Origin of the sequence: Pseudomonas sp. A1230 (genome assembly GCF_044218825.1) — a bacterium.
GTDB lineage: Bacteria > Pseudomonadota > Gammaproteobacteria > Pseudomonadales > Pseudomonadaceae > Aquipseudomonas > Aquipseudomonas iridis.
The window spans coordinates 5,370,934-5,392,478 of the sequence record NZ_CP162582.1; the positions used below are offsets into that span (position 1 = coordinate 5,370,934).

The following is a 21,545-nucleotide window of genomic DNA, read 5'->3' on the forward strand; positions in this document are numbered from 1 at the left end:
CACCCGGTGTGACCTGATCGACAAAAAACCCGCTTCGGCGGGTTTTTTTATGCCCCTGAACCACATCGGCTGTTTTAGCGCTGTATCGAATGGCCATCATTGGCTAAGGTTCAAGTATTGCAAGGGAGAGCGTGCATGACTGCCGTTGATTTACCCGCCGTACCCCGAGTGCTGATTGCCGAGGCTGATCCGTGGTCCCGGGACCTGCTCGAACAAGTGTTGCTGAGCGTGCGTTGTGATGCGCGGCTGGATCTGTGTGCCGATGGCAAACAAGCGATATCGATGCTCAGTGAAGTGCCGTATGACCTTGCTATCGTCGATTGGGAACTGCCAGGCGTCGATGGTTTGAATGTGCTGCGCAGTGTGCGTCAGCGCAAACGTAATCCGCCGCTGCCGTTCATTTTGATGAGCAGCCGCAACGACAGTGCCAGCGTGCGTGAGGCCATACTGCTGGCGCCGACGGCGTACCTGACCAAACCCCTGAACATGGAAAGCCTGACCGAGCGTTTGCAGGGTTTGCTGTTGAATGCCGGGGAAGAAGTGTTCTGTGAAGTGCCAGTACTGGCGCCTGGCATGACCTTGTCGGTGTTCCTTGAGCGACGCCGTGAGCAGGCCGACGGCGCGCCGTTGATGATGGATGTGCAGGTAGCGGTCAAGCGCAGCCTCAATCCCGGCGGTCTCGATCTGACGCAGCTGCAACAGGAATTCCGTACCGATCCGCAGATTACCGCGGTACTGATTGCGGCGGCCAACAGCGCCGGGCAACACCATGGCGCACCGGTGCAAACTCTGGCGCAGGCACTGCAGCGGCTTGGCACGGGCCAGAGCATGAATCTTATTCTGGGGCTGGCGCTCAAACGCAGCGCCCGGCTTAGCGATCCCTGTCTGGCGGACTACGCCGAACGTTATTGGAACCTGTCGCTGCACACCGCTGAATACGCGCGCACGCTGGCGCGGTTGCTCGATCTGGATCAGGAGCGCTGCTATTGCGCGGGCATACTGCATCGTCTCGGTGATCTGGCTTTGCTGCGCTGTTTGCAAGAATGGAAACAGGCGGGCGGTGAGCTGGACGATTTTGAGGAAGTGGGTGAAGCGTTGGCGCAATTTGGCGCGGCCTACGGTTCGGCGCTACGCACTCGCTGGCGACTGCCGCTGGAGTTGCGTGAGTTGATTGCCTCGGTCTACCAGCTCGGCGGTGGGGTTTATTCCCGCGAGGCGCTGGTGATGAACATGGCGGCGCAGATGGCTCACCTGACCGAGCATGAAGGTATCGAGGCGTTGGCGAAGAGCCGGACCGCGCGGTTGCTCAAGATCGGTTTGCCAGAGTTGATGCGGATGCGCAAATAGCCTGGTTACAGATCCCTGTGGAAGCGGGCTTGCCCGCGATGGCGTCGGGGGCAGGCAACATTTTTGTTGAATGTGCTGGCCTTATCGCTGGCAAGCCAGCTCCCACAGGTTTTGTGGCGTATTCAAATAAAAGCTATGCAGAAATAATCCGGTTCTTGCCCTGACGCTTGGCTTCATACATCGCCGCATCTGCTCGGGCGAAGAGGCTGTCGAGGCTTTCGTCGCTTTCGGTCAGGCTCGTCAGGCCCTGGCTGACGGTGATGCCGAACGTCTGGCCGTCCTGGCTGAAGCTCAAACGCTGAATCTCCTGTTGCAGCCGCTCGGCGACTTGCAAGGCCATGTCAGGGGCGCAGCCCGGGAACACCGCGGCAAATTCTTCACCGCCTATTCGCCCGAACAAATCTCCCCGTCGCAACGAGGCGCGGCCACATTCGGCAATGGCTTGCAGCACGCTGTCGCCTTGAGGGTGGCCGTAGGTGTCGTTGATGATTTTGAAGTCATCGATATCCAACAGCAGAAACGCCAGCGGCGAGCCTTGCAGCCGCGCCTCTTCGAACTCGCGATTGGCGCATTCGAAAAAGTGCCGGCGGTTGCTGCTCTGGGTCAGCACATCGGTGGTGGCCAGGCGTTGCAGTTCGGTTTCCATCTGCTTCTTATCGGTGATGTCTTCGGCGATGCCGACGATGATCACCGGTTGCCCGGGCTCGTCCTGACGATTGATGAAGCATTTGTCGCTGAGCCAGCGCACCTGCCCGTCAGCGGCGATGATCCGGTACTCGCGATCTTCCACTGCGCCTTTGTGCAGGACTTCGGCGAGGCTGCGTTCAGCGTAATCCAGATCGTCGGGATAGATGCTGTCGCGCCACTGGTTGTAATCAGCCAGCAGAAGCCCTGCCGAACGACCGAAAATCCGCTCATAGGCCGGGCTGACGTACAGCACCTGACGGGTTTCCCAGTTGAATGCCCAGAGCACAGCGTTGACGCTGACCAGCAGCGAGCTGAACAGTTGTTCGCGTTCGCTCAGACGAGCGACTTCGCCCTGGGCGTGCATTAATGCCATGAGTGTTTGCGCGGCCTCGGGCCACTGCGGGAGGGATGAGTCTTTTTGGTTGTTATTGACCATCGGCACAATTCTCAGAGGGCGTGCCGCGTTGACAACAACGGCCACACCTAAGCCCGCCGGAATGGCGAAGTCTTTGAGATAGGGGATTTTCGGCGAAGTTCCCAACGGTAGTGGGGTTCTGCTAGGCGGTAATGACGACGCGCTTGACCAATGCAAACGCGCCGTCAGATTTGCGGTGGTGTCGCCACCGATCGGGGATAGATCCCCGATCCACATGGGCAGCCGATCAGGCTGTGGCTGGGCGCAACGAGTAGGTTTTCAGCTGGTCGGCGAACTCGCGCAGGGATTGAATTCCGCTGGCCTCGGCTTCGTGGATCCACTCTTTGATGGCGGCGAGCATGTCGTGGCCATTGGAGCTGGTCTTCACCCAGATCTGCTGCAGGGCCAAGCGTTTTTCGTAAATGACCTTCAACGCGTGGCTGTGCTCGAGCATGCTCTGGATGCGCGCGTGGTGGCGATCTTCCAGCAGGCTGGTTTCCCGCGAGAGCAGGCGTTTGGCTCGATGGAACTGGTGACGCACCGAGTGATCGACTTTGTCCAGCTCCTGCTTGACCAGCGGGCCAATGACCAATTTGCGGTACTGGGCCATGATCTGGAAGCGGTTGTTGAGGATCGCCATGGCGGTGTCCATGTCCAGATTGCCCTTGCCTTCAACGCGATGGGCAATTGGGGCTACACGCTGAACCTTGGCCAGACGCAGAAAACTGAAGACTTTGATCCACGCCCAGCCGAGGTCGAATTCCCATTTCTTCACCGACAGCTTGGCCGAGTTCGGGTAGGTGTGATGGTTGTTGTGCAGTTCTTCGCCGCCGATCAGGATGCCCCAAGGCACCAGATTGGTTGCCGCGTCGCGGCATTCGAAGTTGCGATAACCGACCGCATGGCCCAGACCGTTGATGACGCCGGCGGCCCACACCGGGATCCACATCATCTGGATCGCCCAGATGGTGATGCCGATGGTGCCGAACAGCAGCAGGTCGATGACGCCCATGATTGCCACGCCCAGCAGCGGGTAACGGCTGTAGACGTTGCGCTCGATCCAGTCCTCGGGGCAGTTCTTGCCGTAGATGCGCAGGGTTTCCGGGTTCTGCGCTTCGGCGCGGTACAGCTCCGCGCCGGTACGCAATACCGTGGACAAACCCTTGATGACCGGGCTGTGCGGGTCATCTTCGGTTTCGCATTTGGCGTGGTGCTTGCGGTGGATGGCGGTCCACTCGCGGGTGTTCTGCGCCGTGGTCAGCCACAGCCAGAAACGGAAAAAGTGCTTCAGACCGGCATTCAGCTCCAGGGAGCGATGGGCCGAGTAGCGGTGCAGATAGACCGTGACGCCGACAATCGTCACGTGGGTCATCAGCAGGGTGACCGCGACCAGAGACCAGGCCGACAAGCCAAGAAAACCTTCGTACCACATAGGCTATAGGGCCCTCGATAAAGATAAAAACAGCCGATGCATTATCACTAAGCACACAGATAAAACCAGTCGCGCTTTCAGATAAGAGTTAGCTGGATGTTTCTTGACCTATAATCCCACTTTTTTGTAGGGACATGGACGGCCGAATGTCTGCCACTTATCGCGATGCCTTGCGTGCAGCGCTGCTCTATCTCGTACTCGCGGCGGTCTGGCTGCAAGGTACTGGTTATTTATTAAACAATTTCTTCGATAACTCGGTCCAACTCGCACGATGGCAACTGATCAACGGTTATGTCTTCGCGGCGGTCAGTGCCGGTCTGATTTTTCTGGCGCGGGCGCGGTTGTATGAGTGTCTCGGGATAGGTGCGAGGTTGCGTGAACGTCACGCTGATCGTGAGCGCTTGCGGCAAGCAGCGGCTGTGTTCGACTGCACTCGCGAAGGCGTGTTGGTCACCAACCATCAGGGGCTGATCGTGCACGTCAATCGTGCGTTCATCGAGATCACCGGTTATCTGCGCGAAGAAGTGCTCGGCCAACAACCCAGTCTGTTCAAGTCCGGCCATCATCCGCCGGGCTTCTATCAGGCGATGTTCGCTACGCTGGAATCGCAAGGCGAGTGGAGCGGCGAGATCTGGAACCGCCGCAAAAGCGGGGAGATTTATCCCCAATGGCAAACCATCCGCGTCATTCATGATGACCAGGGCCGGATCAGTCATTTCGTAGCGGTGTTTTCCGATATCAGTGCGATCAAGCATTCCGAGCATGAGCTTCAGCACCTTGCCCACCACGATCCGCTGACCGATCTGCCCAACCGTCTGTTATTCAGCGATCGTACCGAACAGGCCCTGGCGTCGGCGCAGGCCCACAAGCGCGGCTGTGCGCTGCTGTTGCTCGATCTGGATCACTTCAAGATGATCAACGACAGCCTCGGCCACAACGTTGGCGATCGTTTGCTCAAAGCGGTGGCGATCCGTTTGCAGGAGCTGTTTGGACCCGGCGTCACCGTGGCGCGACTGGGGGGGGACGAATTCGCGGTGTTGGCAGAAAGTTGTCCACAGCCCGGCCAGGCGGCGGCATTCGCTCAGCGTATTCTCGATGCCCTGAAGGAGCCGGTCGGTATCGACGGCGATGAGTTATTCATCAACGCCAGCGTCGGCATCAGCCTGTTCCCCAGCGATGCGCTGAGCGCCGACCAGTTGTTGCGCAACGCCGACGCGGCGCTGTTCAAGGCCAAGAGCAGCGGGCGCAACGGTTATGCCTTGTACACCGAAGAGCTCACCGCTCACGCCCAGCAACGGGTCGAAATTGCCTTCGAACTGCGCCGTGCGCTGGAGCAACAGGAGTTGCGGGTTTATTACCAACCGGTGCATGACCTTAAAACCGGTCGTCTGATCGGCGTTGAAGCCTTGGTGCGTTGGCAGCATCCGCTGCGGGGGCTGGTGTCGCCGGCCGAATTCATACCTATTGCCGAGCGCACCGGGTTGATCGTCGACATCGATGCCTGGGTGATGCAGCAGGCTTGCCGGCAGATGTGCCAGTGGCAGCAGGCCGGGAGGGAGCTGTCGTTTGTGGCGGTGAATGTGTCGTCGCGGTTGTTTGCCCGGCGCGAACTGTACCAACAGGTGGCGCAAGTGCTGCGCGAGACCGGGCTGGATCCGGCGTATCTGGAACTGGAAGTGACCGAAAGCGCGGTGATGGACGATCCGGAGGTGGCGCTGGAGCAAATGCATCGCTTGCGTGAATTGGGTGTTCGCCTGGCGATCGATGATTTCGGCACCGGCTATTCGTCGTTGCTGCGGCTCAAGCGCTTGCCGGTGCAAAAGCTCAAGATTGATCAGGGATTTGTCGCCGGTTTGCCGTGGGATGAGGATGACATAGCGATCGTCCGGGTGATCATCGCGCTGGCGCGGAGTATGGGCATGCAGGTGCATGCCGAAGGAATCGAGCAGGTTGAACAGGCGGCGTTTTTGCTGGAGCAGGAATGCGATCTCGGGCAGGGATATTGGTTTGGGCGGCCGGTGCCTGCGCTGGAAATAGATTGGGCGCGGGCCCCGTTAATTGCTTGAGGATCAAAAGATCGTCCGATCGGGATAGGACGATCTTTTTGCTTCTACAGCAAACCAGCCCATATCTGTATCTATAGTTTTTTCTGGTTATATAAACATTCTTAAATAGTCTTTTTAAGAATATCCGCGTCTCTCTTATATTGCTCCCACGCCGAACGCAGTGCCGCCCACTGCCAGGCATATTCCATTCAAAGGAGCAGCACCATGAGCGCATCCCTTCGCAGTGTTGACGGTCAGGACGAAACCACGATTTTGCGTGAAATCCAGAGCGCCCTGCGCGATCTGCGTTTCGGCGCGGTGGAGATCACTGTGCACAACGCTCAAGTGGTCCAGATCGAACGCAAAGAGAAATTCCGTTTGCAGCAGCCGGGCAACAAGCCGAGCTAAAAAGATCGTCCGATCGCGGCCCGAGCTTTCGGCAGCTCCTACAGGGGGCTGTGTGCAGGAGCTGGCGAAGGCGGCGATCTTTCAGCGGGACCCGATTCCAGCAGTACATAAGAAAAAGCCACCACCCAGAATTCCAGGAGCTTTCACCATGTCGTCGATTCGCCGTTACGCTTTGGCCGCCCTGGCCAGCGCTGTGTTTGCCGGTTCCGCGGTTGCCAAGGATTACGAACTGCTCAATGTGTCGTATGACCCGACGCGCGAGCTGTATCAGGACTACAACGCCGAATTCATCAAGTTCTGGCAGAAGGACCATGCCGGCGACACCGTGAAAATCCAGCAATCCCATGGTGGTTCGGGCAAGCAGGGCCGCGCCGTGATCGATGGCCTGCGTGCCGACGTCGTAACCCTGGCCCTGGCCGGTGACATCGACGAAATCGCCAAACTCGGCAAGACCCTGCCCGCCGACTGGCAGAAGCGTCTGCCGGAAGCGAGTACGCCGTACACCTCGACCATCGTGTTCCTGGTGCGTAAGGGCAACCCGAAAGGCATCAAGGACTGGGGCGATCTGGTCAAGAACGACGTCTCGGTGATCACCCCGAACCCGAAAACCTCCGGCGGTGCGCGCTGGAACTTCCTCGCGGCCTGGGCCTACGGCCTGAAAGCCAATGGCGGCAGCGAAGAAAAAGCTAAAGAGTACGTGCAGACCCTGTTCAAGCACGTGCCGATTCTCGACACCGGCGCTCGCGGCTCGACCATCACTTTCGTCAACAACGGTCAGGGTGACGTGTTGCTGGCCTGGGAAAACGAAGCGTTCCTGGCGCTGAAGGAAGACGGCGGCGCCGACAAGTTCGACATCGTCGTGCCTTCGTTGTCGATCCTGGCTGAACCACCGGTGGCCGTGGTCGACAAAAATGCCCAGAAGAAGGGCAACGAGCAGATCGCCGAAGCCTACCTCAAGCACCTGTACAGCCCTGCCGGTCAGGAAATCGCTGCGAAGAACTTCTATCGTCCACGTGACAAGGACGTGGCCGCCAAGTACGCCCAGCAGTTCCCGAAACTGGAACTGGTGACCATCGACAAAGACTTCGGCGGCTGGAAAACCGCGCAACCGAAATTCTTCAACGATGGTGGCGTGTTCGACCAGATTTATCAGGCGCAGTAATCTCACTCTAACCAGCCTGATGTTTGGGCACATGACATGTGGGAGCGAGCCTGCTCGAAGGCAGTGTTACAGGCGACAGGAATGTTGACTGATACTTCCTCTTCGCGAGCAGGCTCGCTCCCACATTGATGCGTTTTTAACCAGGGACTTTTATGTCGCGTCGTATCTCCCCCGTCATACCCGGCTTCGGGCTGACGCTGGGTTACACCTTGGTGTACCTCAGTCTGATTGTGCTTATCCCGCTGGCGGCGATGTTCGTCCACGCCTCGCAGCTCACCTGGGATCAGTTCTGGACGATCATTTCCGCCCCCCGCGTGCTGGCAGCCTTGAAGTTGAGTTTCGGCACCGCGCTGTGCGCTGCGATCATCAACGGCATCATCGGCACATTGCTGGCGTGGGTGCTGGTGCGCTACACCTTCCCCGGGCGCAAGGTGATCGACGCGATGATCGATCTGCCGTTCGCCCTACCAACGGCGGTAGCCGGTATTGCGCTGACCGCACTGTATGCGCCGGCCGGTCTGGTCGGGCAGTTCGCCGCAGACCTCGGTTTCAAAATCGCTTATACCCCGCTGGGCATCACCCTCGCGCTGACGTTTGTGACGCTGCCGTTCGTAGTGCGTACGGTGCAACCGGTGCTGGCCGACATTCCCCGTGAAGTCGAAGAAGCCGCAGCATGCCTCGGCGCGAAGCCATGGCAGGTGTTCCGCCACATCCTGGTGCCGGCATTGCTGCCCGCCTGGCTGACCGGTTTTGCCCTGGCCTTTGCCCGTGGTGTCGGCGAGTACGGTTCGGTGATTTTCATCGCCGGCAACATGCCGATGAAAACCGAGATCCTGCCGCTGCTGATCATGGTCAAACTCGACCAGTACGATTACACCGGCGCCACGGCCATCGGCGTACTGATGCTGGTGGTTTCCTTTGTCCTGTTGCTGCTGATCAACCTGCTGCAGCGGCGCATCGAAACCCCATAAGGAGGCGCGAACATGTCCCAATCGTCTATTGCGGCCGCTTCCTCGGCCAACGCTGCACGCCGTGGCAGTGCCACATCGCGCAGAATCCTGATTGGCCTTGGCTGGCTGATCTTTTTCCTGTTTCTGTTACTGCCGTTGTTCATTGTGGTGTCGCAAGGTTTGAAGAACGGCCTCGGCGCATTCTTCACCGCGATCTTTGAGCCGGATGCACTCTCGGCACTGAAGCTCACCGTGTTCGCCGTGCTGATTTCGGTACCGCTGAACCTGGTGTTCGGGGTCAGCGCCGCGTGGTGCGTGAGCAAGTACTCGTTCCGCGGCAAGAGCATGCTGGTGACGCTGATCGACCTGCCGTTCTCGGTATCGCCGGTGATCGCAGGTCTGGTCTATGTGTTGATGTTCGGCGCCCAGGGCTTCTTCGGGCCGTGGTTGCAGGATCACGACATTCAGATCGTTTTCGCCCTGCCGGGCATCGTGCTGGCGACGATTTTCGTCACCGTGCCATTTGTGGCTCGCGAGCTGATCCCGCTGATGCAGGAACAAGGCACTCAGGAAGAGGAAGCGGCACGTCTGCTCGGCGCCAATGGCTGGCAGATGTTCTGGCACGTCACCGTGCCCAACATCAAGTGGGGCCTGATTTATGGCGTGGTGCTGTGTACCGCGCGGGCCATGGGGGAGTTCGGTGCGGTGTCGGTGGTTTCCGGGCATATTCGCGGGGTGACCAACACCTTGCCGTTGCACGTCGAGATCCTCTACAACGAATACAACCACGTGGCCGCGTTCGCCGTGGCGAGCCTGTTGCTGATCCTGGCGCTCTTCATCCTGCTGCTCAAGCAGTGGAGCGAAAACCGTATCAACCGCCTGCGCGCCAGCGCCGCGGAGGAATAATTCATGTCGATCGAAGTGCGTAACGTCAGCAAGAATTTCAATGCGTTCAAGGCGCTGGACAACATCAGCCTGGACATCCACAGCGGTGAACTGGTAGCGCTGCTGGGCCCGTCGGGCTGCGGCAAAACCACCTTGCTGCGCATTATTGCCGGTCTGGAAACCCCGGATCAGGGCAACATCGTCTTCCACGGTGAAGACGTTTCCGGCCACGACGTGCGTGATCGCAACGTCGGTTTTGTGTTCCAGCACTACGCGCTGTTCCGCCACATGACCGTGTTCGACAACGTCGCCTTCGGCCTGCGCATGAAGCCGAAAAACCAGCGCCCGAACGAAAGCCAGATCGCGGCCAAGGTTCATGAGTTGTTGAACATGGTGCAACTGGATTGGCTGTCGGATCGCTACCCGGAGCAACTGTCCGGTGGTCAGCGCCAACGTATCGCCCTGGCCCGTGCCTTGGCGGTTGAGCCGAAAGTGCTGCTGCTCGACGAACCGTTCGGTGCCCTCGATGCCAAGGTGCGTAAAGAGCTGCGCCGCTGGCTGGCGCGTCTGCACGAAGACATCAACCTGACCTCGGTGTTCGTGACCCACGACCAGGAAGAAGCGATGGAAGTCGCCGACCGCATCGTGGTGATGAACAAGGGTGTGATCGAGCAGATCGGCTCGCCGGGTGATGTCTACGAAAACCCGGCCAGCGATTTCGTTTATCACTTCCTTGGTGATTCGAACCGCTTGCTGTTAAGCGACGACAATCACGTGCTGTTCCGTCCGCACGAAGTGTCGTTGTCCAGGCATGAGCTGGAAGATCACCATGCCGCCGAGGTGCGTGATATCCGGCCGCTGGGCGCGACCACGCGGGTGACGCTGAAGGTAGAGGGGCAGACTGATTTGATCGAGGCCGAGGTGGTGAAAGATCACGACAGCCTGATCGGTTTGGCCAAGGGTGAGACGTTGTTCTTCAAGCCGAAGGTCTGGCAGAAAGTCGCCAGCCTCTGACGCAAAAGACCTTGTAGGCGCTGCGATCCTTTGAGCTTGATTCTTGTAATCAGGACCACGGATCGCAGCGTGCCGTGGCGCCTGCGCGAATGATGTCATATGGCTATTGGTCTTAACTCAATTTGGTCTAACGGCTCCACCAACCGTGTCCCGTTCTTTGCCTAATCTCCATGCTGTGCCAGGAGGCGCGGTGAAGAGTCCATGACGGACCGGCGTATCTCCTGGACCCTGATGCCAAGGAGATAACGATGAGAACGGAAGTCCACCGGCCCGCGCCGTGGCTCGGTTGCGCGCTGTTCGGCGCAATGCTTAGTCCACTGGCCAACGCCGACCCCACGCTGTCAACGCAAATACCTTTCGATGTCACGGCGACCCCGCCGTTTTCCCTGACCAGCCTGCAACAAAACTTCGATGAAATGTCGTGGCAGACGTTTATCGCCTTGAACTGGCCGGCGCTGGATAACGGCGATCCGAACACCGGCACACCGATCGGCCAGCAGGACGGTGCGACGGTCTGGGAAAGCTGGAAAGAGAGCTATCAGATTTTCCTCGCCAAAGGGCAGACGCCCAATCCCTGGAACGCACCGGCGACTATTCCGAAAGCCTGCGAGGGCCTCGGTTCCGGGCGTTTGCTGCAACAGATGGGCAAGGTGCCGGATGTGCTCGATGAGTTTATCCAGCCGTTTCAGAGCGGGCCGCTGGTGGATCAGAGCGGGGTTTATACGCGTAACGAAATCGTGGTCAACCAGCCGATGTTCAACGACATCGTCAACAACGGTCTGTACAGCATTCAGGGCCAGCAGGCATTTTTTGCGGCCGACCCGAAGAATACGGTGGCGTTCAGTTGCGGCAACAATGACACCAGTCAGGTTGGTTCGCTGATGGTCAAGGCGTCGTGGAAAGTGCTCGACGGCAATGATCAACGGGAGAAATTCCACACCGTCGATGCGCTGGTATACACGCCGGGCAACAGCGACCCGAGCAAAGGCCCCGTGGTGCCAGAGTCATGCAAGGCCGAACCGGTGGGGTTGGTGGGCTTGCACATCGTGCACAAGACCAGCAGTGCGCCGCAGTGGGTCTGGTCGACGTTTGAACACGTCGATAACGTGCCGGAGCAATCCACACCCGTGGCCGAGCGAAAAGGTCCGTATCTGTTCTACAACGCCAACAGCCAGGCGGAAATCAACCAGCCACCGCCACGGCCATGGAATCCGGCAATCAAGGCCACGCCTTCGCAGATCGTTCGCGAGACCTCGCTGACGCCGGCGACCCGAACCCTCAACAGCACCTATCAGACGCTGCTGCGTACGGTGAACCCGAAGAGTGTGTGGGCCAACTATGAGTTGATCAGTACGCAGTGGCCGACCCTGACGCCGCAGCCACCGTGCCAGATCTCGAAAACCGAACCTTTGGGCCGTCCGGCGCCTTCGTTCCTCGCCAACGCTACGCTGGAAACCTACATCCAGGGCACCGTGCCACAAGCGTCCTCCAGTTGCATTGCTTGCCACGGTAACGCCGCCACCCATGTCACCGAGTCGCCGCGCACCAGTTTCGCGGACTTCACTTACTTGCTCGAACGCGCACAATCGACTGGCGCGACAAGGAGTCAGCCATGAGCATCGATCTGGACAACTTCGCCGGTCTGTCTTCGGCCCTGACCGGTATCCCACTAACGTTCATCGCTCCCTCCGTGGACCCGATCGACCTGCCAACGCAGTTCCTGACCTTCATCGGGCCGCGCATCACCCCTGCGGTAATGCAGGCGTTACTGAAACAATACGCGACGTTGCTGGCGGATAAAGTGCCGCCGGACCAGATCGCCCAAGCGGTGTTGATGAACGGCACGCAACCGGCTACCACGCAAACGGCGCAAGCCGCCCGGTCGATCATGAAACTCTGGCTGTTGGGCGTCTGGTATCAGCCGTACACCGTCGGCAGCAACAAGGCGGGGGATCAGATGGTGGTCTCCGATCAGGCCTACACCCAGAGCTGGGCATGGAGAATTGCCCAGGCGCACCCCATGGGTTACAGCGAGTCCTTCTTCGGTTACTGGAACGAAGTGCCGCCCAGCCTTGAAGACTTCACCGGGGTGCCTGCAAGCGGACAACAAGGAGCGTCGTCATGAGTACCGAACAAGCAGATGTGGTGATCGTCGGCGCCGGTCTGGCGGGCAGTATCATCGCCTATCAGTTGGGACTGGCCGGAGTGAAAGTATTGGTGCTGGAGTCCGGGCCGGAGATTCCGGCCAACCGAAATCAGTACCTTGAACGCTTCTATACCGCGACCTTGAAGACTCCCGAATCGCCGTATCCACCGGTCAGCACGCTGGACACACCGCGCAATCCGGCCGAGCAGAATGCGCCGCGTGCAACCATCGCCGACCTGATTCTGGGGTGGGACAATCCTGCCGTCAGCTACCTGGTGCAAAAGGGGCCACTGGCGTTTACCAGCACTTACGAACGGGTCGGCGGCGGCACCACCTGGCACTGGGTCGCGACCTGCCTGCGCATGGTGCCCAACGACTTCCGCCTGAAATCGCTGTACGGCGTCGGTGTCGACTGGCCGATCAGCTACAACGATCTGCAAAGCGCTTACTGTCGTGCCGAAGCGGAAATTGGCGTGGCGGCCAATGTGGCGGACCAGGCGTATCTGGGCATGACCTTCCCGGACGGCTATCAATTCCCGATGACCAGCATTCCGCTATCACTGGTCGATGGCAGTTTTGTCGCGGCGGTTCAGGGTCAATCGTTCGACGGCCTGCCACTGGTGGTCAGCCCGACACCAGCTGGGCGCAACTCGCAGCCCTATGCGGGTCGTCGTGTGTGCGCCGGCAACACCAACTGCACACCGATTTGCCCGATCCAGGCCAAGTACGACGCCACGGTGACCATGAACAACGCGCTGAATACCGGCAATGTGCGGGTGCTCTACAAAACCGTGGCAAGCAAAGTCACGGTGGCGGCGGACAAGTCCATCAGCGGCATCGAGTTTATCCAGTATCAACTGGGCGACGGCCCGCCGACCGGCACGGGCGTTGCGGTCGGCCAGCGTTATGTGATCGCGGCCCATGCCATTGAGACGCCGAAGCTGTTGCTCAATTCCACCAGCCCCGCGTGGCCCAAAGGCGTGGCCAACAGCAGCGGTCAGGTCGGACGCAGCCTGGCGGACCATCCGATCTATCTGGCCTGGGGCCTGATGCCGGAAGGTAAAGCGGTGTTCCCTTATCGCGGACCGGTTTCCACCGCAGGCATTGAAAGCCTGCGCGACGGTGCCTTTCGCAGTCAGCGTGCTGCGTGGCGGATCGAGATTGGCAACGAAGGCTTCAACTGGCCGGTGGGCGATCCCTACGTCACAGTTGCCGATCTGATCGATGGCACCAACGGCAGCGCCACCAATCCATTGCCACCGGCCGAGGGCCCGCAGCAAGTGTTGTATGGGACGGCACTGGTGCAGAAACTCAACGACTTGCTGACTCGTCAGTTCCGCATCGGTTTTCTTGTAGAACAGGTCGAGGACGATCCGGATAACGCCAATTGCTACATCGTGCCGTCAACGCAGTACAAGGATCGCTTGGGCATCCCGCGGCCAGAAATTCACTACGACTTGTCCAATTACACCAAGGAGGGTTTCCGCCAGGCGAAAATCCTCGCCACGCACATCATCACCGAGCTGCTCGGCGCCACCGAGTTGACCAAGCCGTTGCCGCCCGGAAAATTCAACTACAAGGACGTGGATTACAGCTTCCAGGGCGCCGGCCACCTGATGGGCACTTACCGCATGGGCGATAACCCGTTGAAATCGGTGGTCGACAAGGATCAGCGCAGTTGGGACCACAAAAACCTGTTCCTGGTGGGCGACGGTGTGTTCCCCAGCACCGGCACTTCAAACCCGAGCCTGACCATTGCGGCGTTGTCGATTCAGGCCGGCGACACCCTGGCCAATGACCTGAAAACCGCCATGGTGCAGGTTCAAGCCAATCAGCCCTGGCAGGGCACGGGCGTGCAGATCAACGGGCCGAGTCCGCGCCTGGTGCGGTATCTCAGTGGTCACTGGTTCGCCAGCCCGGCGGGCGGCATGGTTGACGGCAATGGTAGCGCGGGCCTGACCGCCAAACCCGGCTACACCTTGCCGGGCGCCAATGAGGGGGCGTTGATCGGTCGGATCAGCAGTACGGGGGCGCCGTTTCTGATCGGTGATCTGGCGCAGATTCCGGCGGGGCAGCAAGGCGAATTGCAGCTGTGCATCAACGACGATCTGGAGGGTCGCTATGGCGTCGGGCTTGCAGACAATCAGGGTGCGTTGACGGTGCAGGTGACGTTCGGCACATTGTGAAACAGGCCAAGCGAGGAGCGCAGTCGCGCACCTCGCTTGGTTTTTTTAATGGGCGGTTTTGTGTGTGCGCAGGGTCACCGGACCGCAGCGCTGTTCAATCGAGTGCTTCAATTCCTGCCGCATCCCGAGCATGAACGCCAGCTCCACCACGACAAACAGCGGCCCGACGATCAAACCGCTGACATCATCGACAAACGCCGGTTTGCGTCCCTCGTAGTGATGCCCGACAAACTGGATCACCCAGCCGATCACAAACATCGCCAGACCGCTGCTCAGCCAGACCATGGTGCTCTGCTGCGCCAGGACATGCCCGGCCCAGACTGATAACCCCATCAGCACCGTCATCAGTACGCCGAGTTTCACCTCCAGGCGCAGGTAAAACCACGCCGAGGCCAGCGCTACCACCACGGCTGGAGATATCCACAAGCCGCCCAGCGACCATTCCGGACGCGACAACAAAACCGCCACTGCCACCACGATCAGCGGAATGCCGATAAAGTGGCTGGCGATGTTGCGCGGGTCGCGGTGGTAGGCGGCGTATTGACTCAGATGATCGACGAGGCTTTTCATTGTTGTTCCTCCTGTAGGGTGATCGCAGCATGCCCGGGGTTCAGGGTTCGTTCTGTCAGGCAGGCGACAATTAGGAGTGATCATGGATAAGCGTTCACGGCTGCTGACCGGGCAGTGGTTCAGTCATTTGCCTGCGTCCTTTCAGGATAGTCTGCTGGCGGCTGCGCGGGAGCGGCGGCTGACGGCGGGGCAGCGGCTGTTTCAGCGTGGCGATCCGCCGTGTGGTCTGTACGCGGTGCTCGATGGCGCCGTGCGCATCGGCGCGGTGAGCGAGCAAGGCAAGGAGGCGTTACTGAGTCTGGTCGAGGCGCCGCACTGGTTTGGTGAAATCAGCCTGTTCGACGGTCAGCCGCGTACCCATGACGCCTATGCCGTGGGGCCGTGTACGCTGCTGAATATCCCGCAGGCCACGTTGCTGAAACTGCTTGATGAGCACCCGGTGTACTGGCGGCATCTGGCGCTGTTGATGAGCCACAAGCTGCGCCTGACTTTCATTAATCTCGAACAGCTCAGCCTGCTGCCAGCCCCGGCGCGACTGGCTCATCGCTTGCTGATGATTGCCGAGGGCTACGGCGAAATCGACGCGCCCCGCCGGTTGCTGCAACTGCCGCAGGAGCAGTTGGCATCGATGCTTTCGTTATCCCGACAGACCACCAATCAGATCCTCAAGGACTTGCAGGGGCAGGGGATTATTGGCTTGGGGTATGGCGAGATCGAGATCCTTGATGCGGTGCGGTTGCGAGCGCTGGCCACGATTTAGCGAACACCTGAAATCCTGCGTGGGAGCGAGCCTGCTCGCGAAAGCGGTGGGTCATTCACCAGTCGTTTTGACTGACCCGACGCCTTCGCGAGCAGGCTCGCTCCCACATTTTTGATCCGTGTTGATTTCAGGAACCGCGATAGGTCGAGAAGCCGTACGGGCTCAGCAGGAGCGGGATGTGGTAATGCTGATCGGTCTGCTTCACTTCGAAAATCACCGGAATTTCCGGAAAGAACGTGTCGTGTTTGGTCTTCTTGAAGTACTCGCCAGTCTTGAACACCACCCGGTATTCGCCCGCTTCAAATGGCTGTTTGGCCGGGAACAGTTCGGCAATGCGCCCCTGCTCATTGGTGGTGCCTTCGGCCAATGGCTGCCAGTTCTGGCCAACGTGTTTTTCCAGGGTCACGTTGACGCCCGGCGAGGGCAGGCCGTTTTCCAGGTTGAGTACGTGCACGCTGAGCGGATTGCCAGCGGCGAGTGCCAGGCTGGAAAACGCGCTGAGGCCCAGCGCAGCGAAGGTCATGCGCAAAGTCGTCATGGTGAATCTCCTTATCAGGAACGGGTGATGGACAGGCCAGCTTTGTCAGCGGCCCGGGTTGCACAGTTTTCGTCTTGCTCACCGCCGCCGGATCCAGCCACGCCCATGGCGCCAACCAGCTCATCGCCTGCGAACAATGGAATGCCGCCGCCAAGCAACAGCAATTCGTCGAGGGTGTTGAGGTTGGCGGTTTCCGGGTTGCTGCGGGCGCGCTCGGCGAACAGGCGCGTTGGGGTTTTTGTCGACAACGCGGTGTAGGCCTTGCGCTGGCTGGCAGCGGTGTTGTGCGGGCCTACACCGTCGCCGCGCAGGGTCACCAGCAAGTTACCGCCCCGATCGAGTACCGACACCGTGCCGGTGCAGCTGCTCATTGCCGTGTCGGCCAGCAGGCGCGCAGTTTTCAGGTCGAGGTCGGCGTGGCGTGGCAGTTCAGGGCTGGCGAAAACGCTGGCGCTGAGGCCGATGGCCAGGCTCGCAACGAGGTATTTGACGTTCATAAACAGGCTCCGGAAGCGAAGGCCACCACCTTAGTCGCCGGACTTCGTCAGAACGCCGTCAGTCGGATTACAAGTTTGTAATGGGCAACGAGGCCGAAGGCGCCTAGCCTGTGCGTCTGAATAATCGAGGTGTGCCATGCGTTTGCTGGTCGTAGAAGATGAAGCAAAAACCGCCAATTTCCTCGCCAAGGGGCTGGGCGAGTCGGGATTTGCCGTGGATGTGGCGCTCAATGGCCTCGACGGGCGCTATTTCATCGAGCAGCAGGAATACGACCTGATCATCCTCGACGTGATGCTGCCGGGCCTCAACGGCTGGCAATTGCTGCAACTGATCCGCCAGCGCGGCGCCACGCCGGTGCTGTTCCTCACCGCCAAGGACGCCATTGAAGATCGCGTGCGCGGTCTCGAACTCGGCGCCGACGACTACTTGCTCAAGCCCTTCGCCTTCGCCGAACTGCTCGCGCGCGTACGCACCCTGCTACGTCGCGGACCAATGCGCGAAGCCGAGTCGTACAGCATTGCCGATCTGGAGATTGACGTTTTGCGCCGTCGCGTCAGTCGCGGCGGTCAGCGCATTGCCCTGACCAACAAGGAATTCGCGTTGTTGCAATTGCTCGCCAGCCGCCAGGGCGAAGTGCTGTCGCGCACACTGATTGCCTCACAGGTGTGGAACCTGAATTTCGACAGCGACACCAATATGGTCGAAGTCGCGGTAAGGCGTTTGCGCTCGAAAGTCGATGATCCGTTTATGCCGAAACTGATCCACACCGTGCGCGGCGTCGGGTATCAACTGGAAGCGCCCGACGATGCGCTCTAGGTCGATTGCCTGGCGCCTGGCGCTGGCGTTCGCGATGGTCTGCGCTTTGGTATTGAGCGCGATTGGCGTGTTTCTCTACCGCTCCCTCGCCGCTGAAATCGCCTACCGTGATGACCTGGCGTTGCTTGGGCGACTGGAACAGGTGCGTGCTCTGCTCGCCGACAGCGACAGCCTCGATGCGTTGCAGGCTCGGCCGCGGCTGTATCAGAACATGCTCGGTAATCTCGACAGTTTGCTGCTGGTGCGCCGCGCGGATGGATCAAATGTGATCGCGATCAACCCGCGCCAGCGAACGCTTCCAGCGCTGAACTCAATCGCGCGCGATCAGCCGCCGCAACGTCGCGACGTGATGACCTGGCAGGCGCCCGACGGCGCCGAAGTGGCGCTGCTGTCCGGCGAAGCTCAGGGGCCGAACGGCGAATCGCTAACCGTGATTGCCGGGAAAGTACTAAGCGAACGCGAGCAGATGCTCGCCAGCTACCGGATGCGGCTGTACGTCGCGATCGGGCTGGGTGCGTTACTGGCGTTTGCGTTGGGGCTGGTGCTGCTGCGCCGTGGCCTGCAACCTTTACGGCAATTGAGCGAAGCGGTGCGCGGTATTGACCTGCGCAGCCTTGATCAGCGTCTGCCTGCCGTTGGCACGCCGGCGGAACTGCTTGAGCCGGTAAACGCGCTGAACGCCATGCTTGTGCGGCTGGAGGACAGCTTCCAGCGCCTGTCGCAGTTCTCCGCCGACCTCGCTCACGAAATTCGCACCCCGCTGCATACCTTGCTCGCCAGTAATGGCCAGGCGCTGAATCACTCGCGCAGCACGGCGGAGTATCAGGAATTGCTGGCCTCGAACATGGAAGAGTTCGAACGGCTCAAACGTATGGCGGAAAACCTGATGTTTCTTGCCCGGGCCGAACAGGCGGAGCGTGCGCTCGACTTGCGCACGCTGGATCTGGCTGACATCGGCAATGAGCTGTGTGACTACTTCGAAGCCCTGGCCGACGATCGTGGGATTCACTTGAGAAACACGTTCAGTGGGCAATTGTTTGCCGACCAGCAACTGCTGCAGCGCGCCCTCGGCAACCTGCTGGCCAACGCGGTGCGCCACGCTGACGTCGGCTCGGTCATCAGCTTGCGCCAGCGCGATGAGCCGGGCATGTGCTGGTTGCAGGTGAACAACTATGGCCCGGCCATCGCGCCTGAACATCTGGGCAAACTGTTCGATCGCTTCTACCGCGTCGACCCCGCCCGCGCTGAACCGGGTGATTCCGGCGGGTTAGGTCTGGCGATCGTGCAGTCGATCATGCAACTGCATGGTGGGCAGGTGCGGGTGAGCAGTGATGCGACGGGGACTGTGTTTGAGCTTGGGTTTGTGGTGAATTAGACGGCCTCTTCGCGAGCAGGCTCGCTCCCACATTTGGAATGCGGTTCTCTGTGGGAGCGAGCCTGCTCGCGAAGGGGCCGGAACCGACGATTCAACGCTCGGGTCGCTCAGCGCAACTGATCGCGAAACTGCCCCGGCGTCATCCCCGTCCAGCGCTTGAACGCGCGGCTGAAGCTGCTGGTGTCGGCAAACCCCAGCAAATAACTGACCTCACTCAACGAACACTGCGGATCGCGCAGGTGCAGCAGCGCGAGGTTTTCGCGGCTTTCGTTGAGCAGCGTGTCGAAGCGACAACCCTCATCCGCCAGATGCCGTTGCAGGCTGCGCAAGCTCAAGTGCAGAGCCTGGGCGATGCGTTCGGCGCTGGGCTCCCCTTCGGGCAGTTGTTCTTCGATGGCGTCGCGCACCTTGCGCTCCCAGGTCAGTGGTTTGAGCTGGGCCATGGTGCGCTTGAGTACAGCTTCGTTGTGTTCCGCCAGTTCGGGGTTGGCGTCGTCGAGGTGGCTGTCGAAGTCGTTGAGGGCGAACTCCAGGCGATCTTCGGCCGAGGCGAAATGCACCGGGGCACGGAAGACTTTGTGCCATTGATGGACATCGAGCGGTTCCGGGCGACGCAGGTAAACGGCCAGCGGCGCGTAGTTGCGGCCAAGGCGATTGCGGCAGGTGCGCACGTAGATCGCGGCGAAGGCATCAATGGCTTCGAAGGCTGGCGCGGGATTGCCTGCGGGAATTTTCAGACGGAACAGATAGCGATCGTTGGTGCGGCTCAGATCCAGTTCCAGCGCATCGCTGACCACCGGGTGATAGCGCGCGATACGCTCGAACACTTCGCGCAAACTGCCACTGGCCACCAGCGCGTATCCGAGCGCGTGGAACGTGGTCGGGCTGACAAAACGCGACACCCGCAGACCGATTGCCGGGTCGCCGCTGACCTGCACAGCTAACTGCCACAGGCGCGTGGTGGCGGACAGGGGATAGCGCGCGTTGGGGTCGTCCATCAGTTGCGGATCGAGCCCGGCCTGTTGGCACAGGTCAGTACTGTCCAGCCCCAGCGCGTCGAGTTGCTTGCGCAGGGCACGGGTCCAACTGGCGAGGGAGGTCGGTTCCTTCATGCTGATTGGCGCTTCCGGTCAACAGGTTGGCGTTCTCGGCTACCGTCATTGCAAACATCACGACGCAAGATACGAACATCTTAAACCCGAGGATGGAAGCATGGACGGTACTTCTGCAAGCCCCCAGCGACACAATGCGGCGCAGCGATCAGCGCATATTCGCGAAGTGGTGCTGGCCAAAGGCATGGAATTGCGCGAGCGCTACCCGATTCTCAAGCATCAGGATGCGCTTGGCGCGGGGATTTTGGCATTTGCCCTGGCCGGGATGATCGGCTCGGCGGCGCTGTACATCACTGGCCACATGGCCTGGTGGGTGTGCCTGCTGCTCAATGCATTTTTTGCCTCGCTCACCCATGAGCTTGAGCACGACCTGATCCACAGCATGTATTTCCGCAAGCAACGCGTGCCGCATAACCTGATGATGGGCCTGGTGTGGCTGGCGCGGCCGAGCACGATCAATCCGTGGATTCGCCGGCATCTGCATCTCAATCACCACAAGGTGTCCGGCACTGAAACCGACATGGAAGAGCGCGCAATCACTAACGGCGAACCGTGGGGTTTTGCGCGTCTGCTGATGGTCGGCGACAACATGATGTCGGCTTTCATCCGTTTGCTTCGGGCGCCCACCTGGGCGCACAAGTGGAGCATTCTCAAGAGGGTGTTCAAGGTTTACGCGCCGCTGGCGCTGGTGCATTGGGGCGCGTGGTATGTGTTTTTAGGCTTCCACGCAGCCAATGGCATCGCCTACCTGATGGGCTCGCCGATTGAATGGTCGGCGACCACGTTGTCGGTGATGCAGGTAATCGATATCGCCGCCGTGGTGATCATCGGCCCGAACGTGTTGCGCACTTTTTGCCTGCATTTCATCAGTTCGAACATGCATTACTACGGTGATGTCGAGTTGGGCAATGTGCTGCAACAGTGTCAGGTGCTGAATCCGTGGTGGTTGTGGCCGTTGCAGGCGTTCTGCTTCAACTTTGGCAGCAGTCACGGGATTCATCATTTTGTGGTCAAGGAGCCGTTTTATATTCGTCAGCTGACCGTGCCAGTGGCGCATAAGGTGATGCGTGAGATGGGCGTGCGGTTCAATGATTTCGGCACGTTTGGGCGGGCGAACCGGTTTGTTCGCAAGAATGAACTGGTGCAGGAAGAGGTGCGTACTGCCCGGGCTTGATAGGTGAGTTCAGGTCCTCATCGCT

At 59.9% G+C, this 21,545-nt stretch carries 20 protein-coding genes; 14 read left to right on the forward strand and 6 right to left on the reverse strand.

Annotated features, from left to right (window positions below; genetic code table 11):
* The first annotated feature begins 135 nt into the window (after positions 1-135).
* A complete protein-coding gene (locus AB4P97_RS25075; RefSeq protein ID WP_042557071.1) occupies positions 136-1,347 on the forward strand; it encodes a response regulator in 1,212 nt (403 codons plus the stop codon).
* Between the two features lie 133 nt (positions 1,348-1,480).
* On the opposite strand, the gene AB4P97_RS25080 is transcribed toward AB4P97_RS25075, so the two are convergent.
* Together AB4P97_RS25080 and desA are read right to left on the reverse strand one after the other, a co-directional pair.
* Positions 1,481-2,470: a sensor domain-containing diguanylate cyclase gene (locus AB4P97_RS25080; RefSeq protein ID WP_047299264.1), complete on the reverse strand. Its 990-nt coding sequence runs from the start codon at positions 2,468-2,470 to the stop codon at positions 1,481-1,483.
* Between the two features lie 226 nt (positions 2,471-2,696).
* Positions 2,697-3,881 carry a delta-9 fatty acid desaturase DesA gene (gene desA / locus AB4P97_RS25085; protein ID WP_042557073.1) on the reverse strand — a complete coding sequence of 395 codons (1,185 nt, stop codon included), beginning with the start codon at positions 3,879-3,881 and terminating at the stop codon, positions 2,697-2,699.
* A 146-nt stretch (positions 3,882-4,027) separates the two neighbouring features.
* Here desA and dibA point away from each other — a divergent pair, with 146 nt between their 5' ends.
* From dibA to AB4P97_RS25130, 9 genes are all read left to right on the forward strand, one after another.
* Positions 4,028-5,947: a phosphodiesterase DibA gene (dibA, locus tag AB4P97_RS25090; protein ID WP_042557074.1), complete on the forward strand. Its 1,920-nt coding sequence runs from the start codon at positions 4,028-4,030 to the stop codon at positions 5,945-5,947.
* Between the two features lie 204 nt (positions 5,948-6,151).
* A complete protein-coding gene (oscA, locus tag AB4P97_RS25095) occupies positions 6,152-6,334 on the forward strand; it encodes a sulfur starvation response protein OscA (protein ID WP_003220508.1) in 183 nt (60 codons plus the stop codon).
* Positions 6,335-6,482: 148 nt separating this feature from the next.
* Positions 6,483-7,496, forward strand: coding sequence for a sulfate ABC transporter substrate-binding protein (locus AB4P97_RS25100; protein ID WP_042557075.1), 1,014 nt, complete (start codon positions 6,483-6,485; stop codon positions 7,494-7,496).
* 152 nt (positions 7,497-7,648) lie between these two features.
* Positions 7,649-8,467, forward strand: a complete 819-nt coding sequence (cysT, locus tag AB4P97_RS25105) for a sulfate ABC transporter permease subunit CysT (RefSeq protein ID WP_042557076.1) — start codon at positions 7,649-7,651, stop codon at positions 8,465-8,467.
* 12 nt (positions 8,468-8,479) lie between these two features.
* A complete protein-coding gene (gene cysW, locus AB4P97_RS25110) occupies positions 8,480-9,352 on the forward strand; it encodes a sulfate ABC transporter permease subunit CysW (RefSeq protein WP_042557077.1) in 873 nt (290 codons plus the stop codon).
* Positions 9,353-9,355: 3 nt separating this feature from the next.
* A complete protein-coding gene (locus AB4P97_RS25115; RefSeq protein WP_042557078.1) occupies positions 9,356-10,345 on the forward strand; it encodes a sulfate/molybdate ABC transporter ATP-binding protein in 990 nt (329 codons plus the stop codon).
* A gap of 248 nt (positions 10,346-10,593) precedes the next feature.
* Positions 10,594-11,961 carry a hypothetical protein gene (locus AB4P97_RS25120; RefSeq protein WP_042557079.1) on the forward strand — a complete coding sequence of 456 codons (1,368 nt, stop codon included), beginning with the start codon at positions 10,594-10,596 and terminating at the stop codon, positions 11,959-11,961.
* Positions 11,958-12,470, forward strand: coding sequence for a sorbitol dehydrogenase (locus AB4P97_RS25125; RefSeq protein ID WP_042557080.1), 513 nt, complete (start codon positions 11,958-11,960; stop codon positions 12,468-12,470). The genes AB4P97_RS25120 and AB4P97_RS25125 overlap by 4 nt, the downstream gene beginning before the upstream one ends.
* Entirely contained in the window at positions 12,467-14,677 is a 2,211-nt protein-coding gene (locus AB4P97_RS25130) for a GMC family oxidoreductase (protein ID WP_150593798.1), read from the forward strand. Before AB4P97_RS25125 ends, AB4P97_RS25130 begins: the two co-directional genes overlap by 4 nt.
* Before the next feature lie 45 nt (positions 14,678-14,722).
* Here AB4P97_RS25130 and AB4P97_RS25135 read toward each other — a convergent pair whose 3' ends face one another.
* On the reverse strand, positions 14,723-15,247 hold the full coding sequence (locus AB4P97_RS25135) for a DUF962 domain-containing protein (protein ID WP_150593799.1): 525 nt from the start codon (positions 15,245-15,247) through the stop codon (positions 14,723-14,725).
* Between the two features lie 82 nt (positions 15,248-15,329).
* Between AB4P97_RS25135 and AB4P97_RS25140 the strand changes: the two genes are divergently transcribed.
* The gene (locus AB4P97_RS25140) at positions 15,330-16,007 is read left to right on the forward strand and encodes a Crp/Fnr family transcriptional regulator (protein ID WP_047299268.1); all 678 of its coding nucleotides are present in this window, start codon (positions 15,330-15,332) and stop codon (positions 16,005-16,007) included.
* A 127-nt stretch (positions 16,008-16,134) separates the two neighbouring features.
* Here the strand turns inward: AB4P97_RS25140 and uraH are convergent, their stop codons facing one another.
* Entirely contained in the window at positions 16,135-16,545 is a 411-nt protein-coding gene (gene uraH / locus AB4P97_RS25145) for a hydroxyisourate hydrolase (protein WP_042557084.1), read from the reverse strand.
* A 14-nt stretch (positions 16,546-16,559) separates the two neighbouring features.
* Positions 16,560-17,042 carry a heme-binding protein gene (locus AB4P97_RS25150; RefSeq protein WP_042557085.1) on the reverse strand — a complete coding sequence of 161 codons (483 nt, stop codon included), beginning with the start codon at positions 17,040-17,042 and terminating at the stop codon, positions 16,560-16,562.
* A gap of 136 nt (positions 17,043-17,178) precedes the next feature.
* Here AB4P97_RS25150 and AB4P97_RS25155 point away from each other — a divergent pair, with 136 nt between their 5' ends.
* Together AB4P97_RS25155 and AB4P97_RS25160 are read left to right on the forward strand one after the other, a co-directional pair.
* A complete protein-coding gene (locus tag AB4P97_RS25155) occupies positions 17,179-17,859 on the forward strand; it encodes a heavy metal response regulator transcription factor (RefSeq protein WP_042557086.1) in 681 nt (226 codons plus the stop codon).
* Positions 17,849-19,234, forward strand: coding sequence for a heavy metal sensor histidine kinase (locus AB4P97_RS25160; protein ID WP_047299271.1), 1,386 nt, complete (start codon positions 17,849-17,851; stop codon positions 19,232-19,234). Before AB4P97_RS25155 ends, AB4P97_RS25160 begins: the two co-directional genes overlap by 11 nt.
* Before the next feature lie 107 nt (positions 19,235-19,341).
* Here AB4P97_RS25160 and AB4P97_RS25165 read toward each other — a convergent pair whose 3' ends face one another.
* Positions 19,342-20,346, reverse strand: coding sequence for an AraC family transcriptional regulator (locus AB4P97_RS25165; protein ID WP_395601754.1), 1,005 nt, complete (start codon positions 20,344-20,346; stop codon positions 19,342-19,344).
* A gap of 100 nt (positions 20,347-20,446) precedes the next feature.
* On the opposite strand from AB4P97_RS25165, the gene AB4P97_RS25170 reads away from it, so the two are divergent.
* Positions 20,447-21,520 (forward strand): fatty acid desaturase, encoded by a 1,074-nt coding sequence (locus AB4P97_RS25170; protein ID WP_042557089.1) that lies wholly within the window; start codon positions 20,447-20,449, stop codon positions 21,518-21,520.
* Positions 21,521-21,545 lie beyond the last annotated feature (25 nt).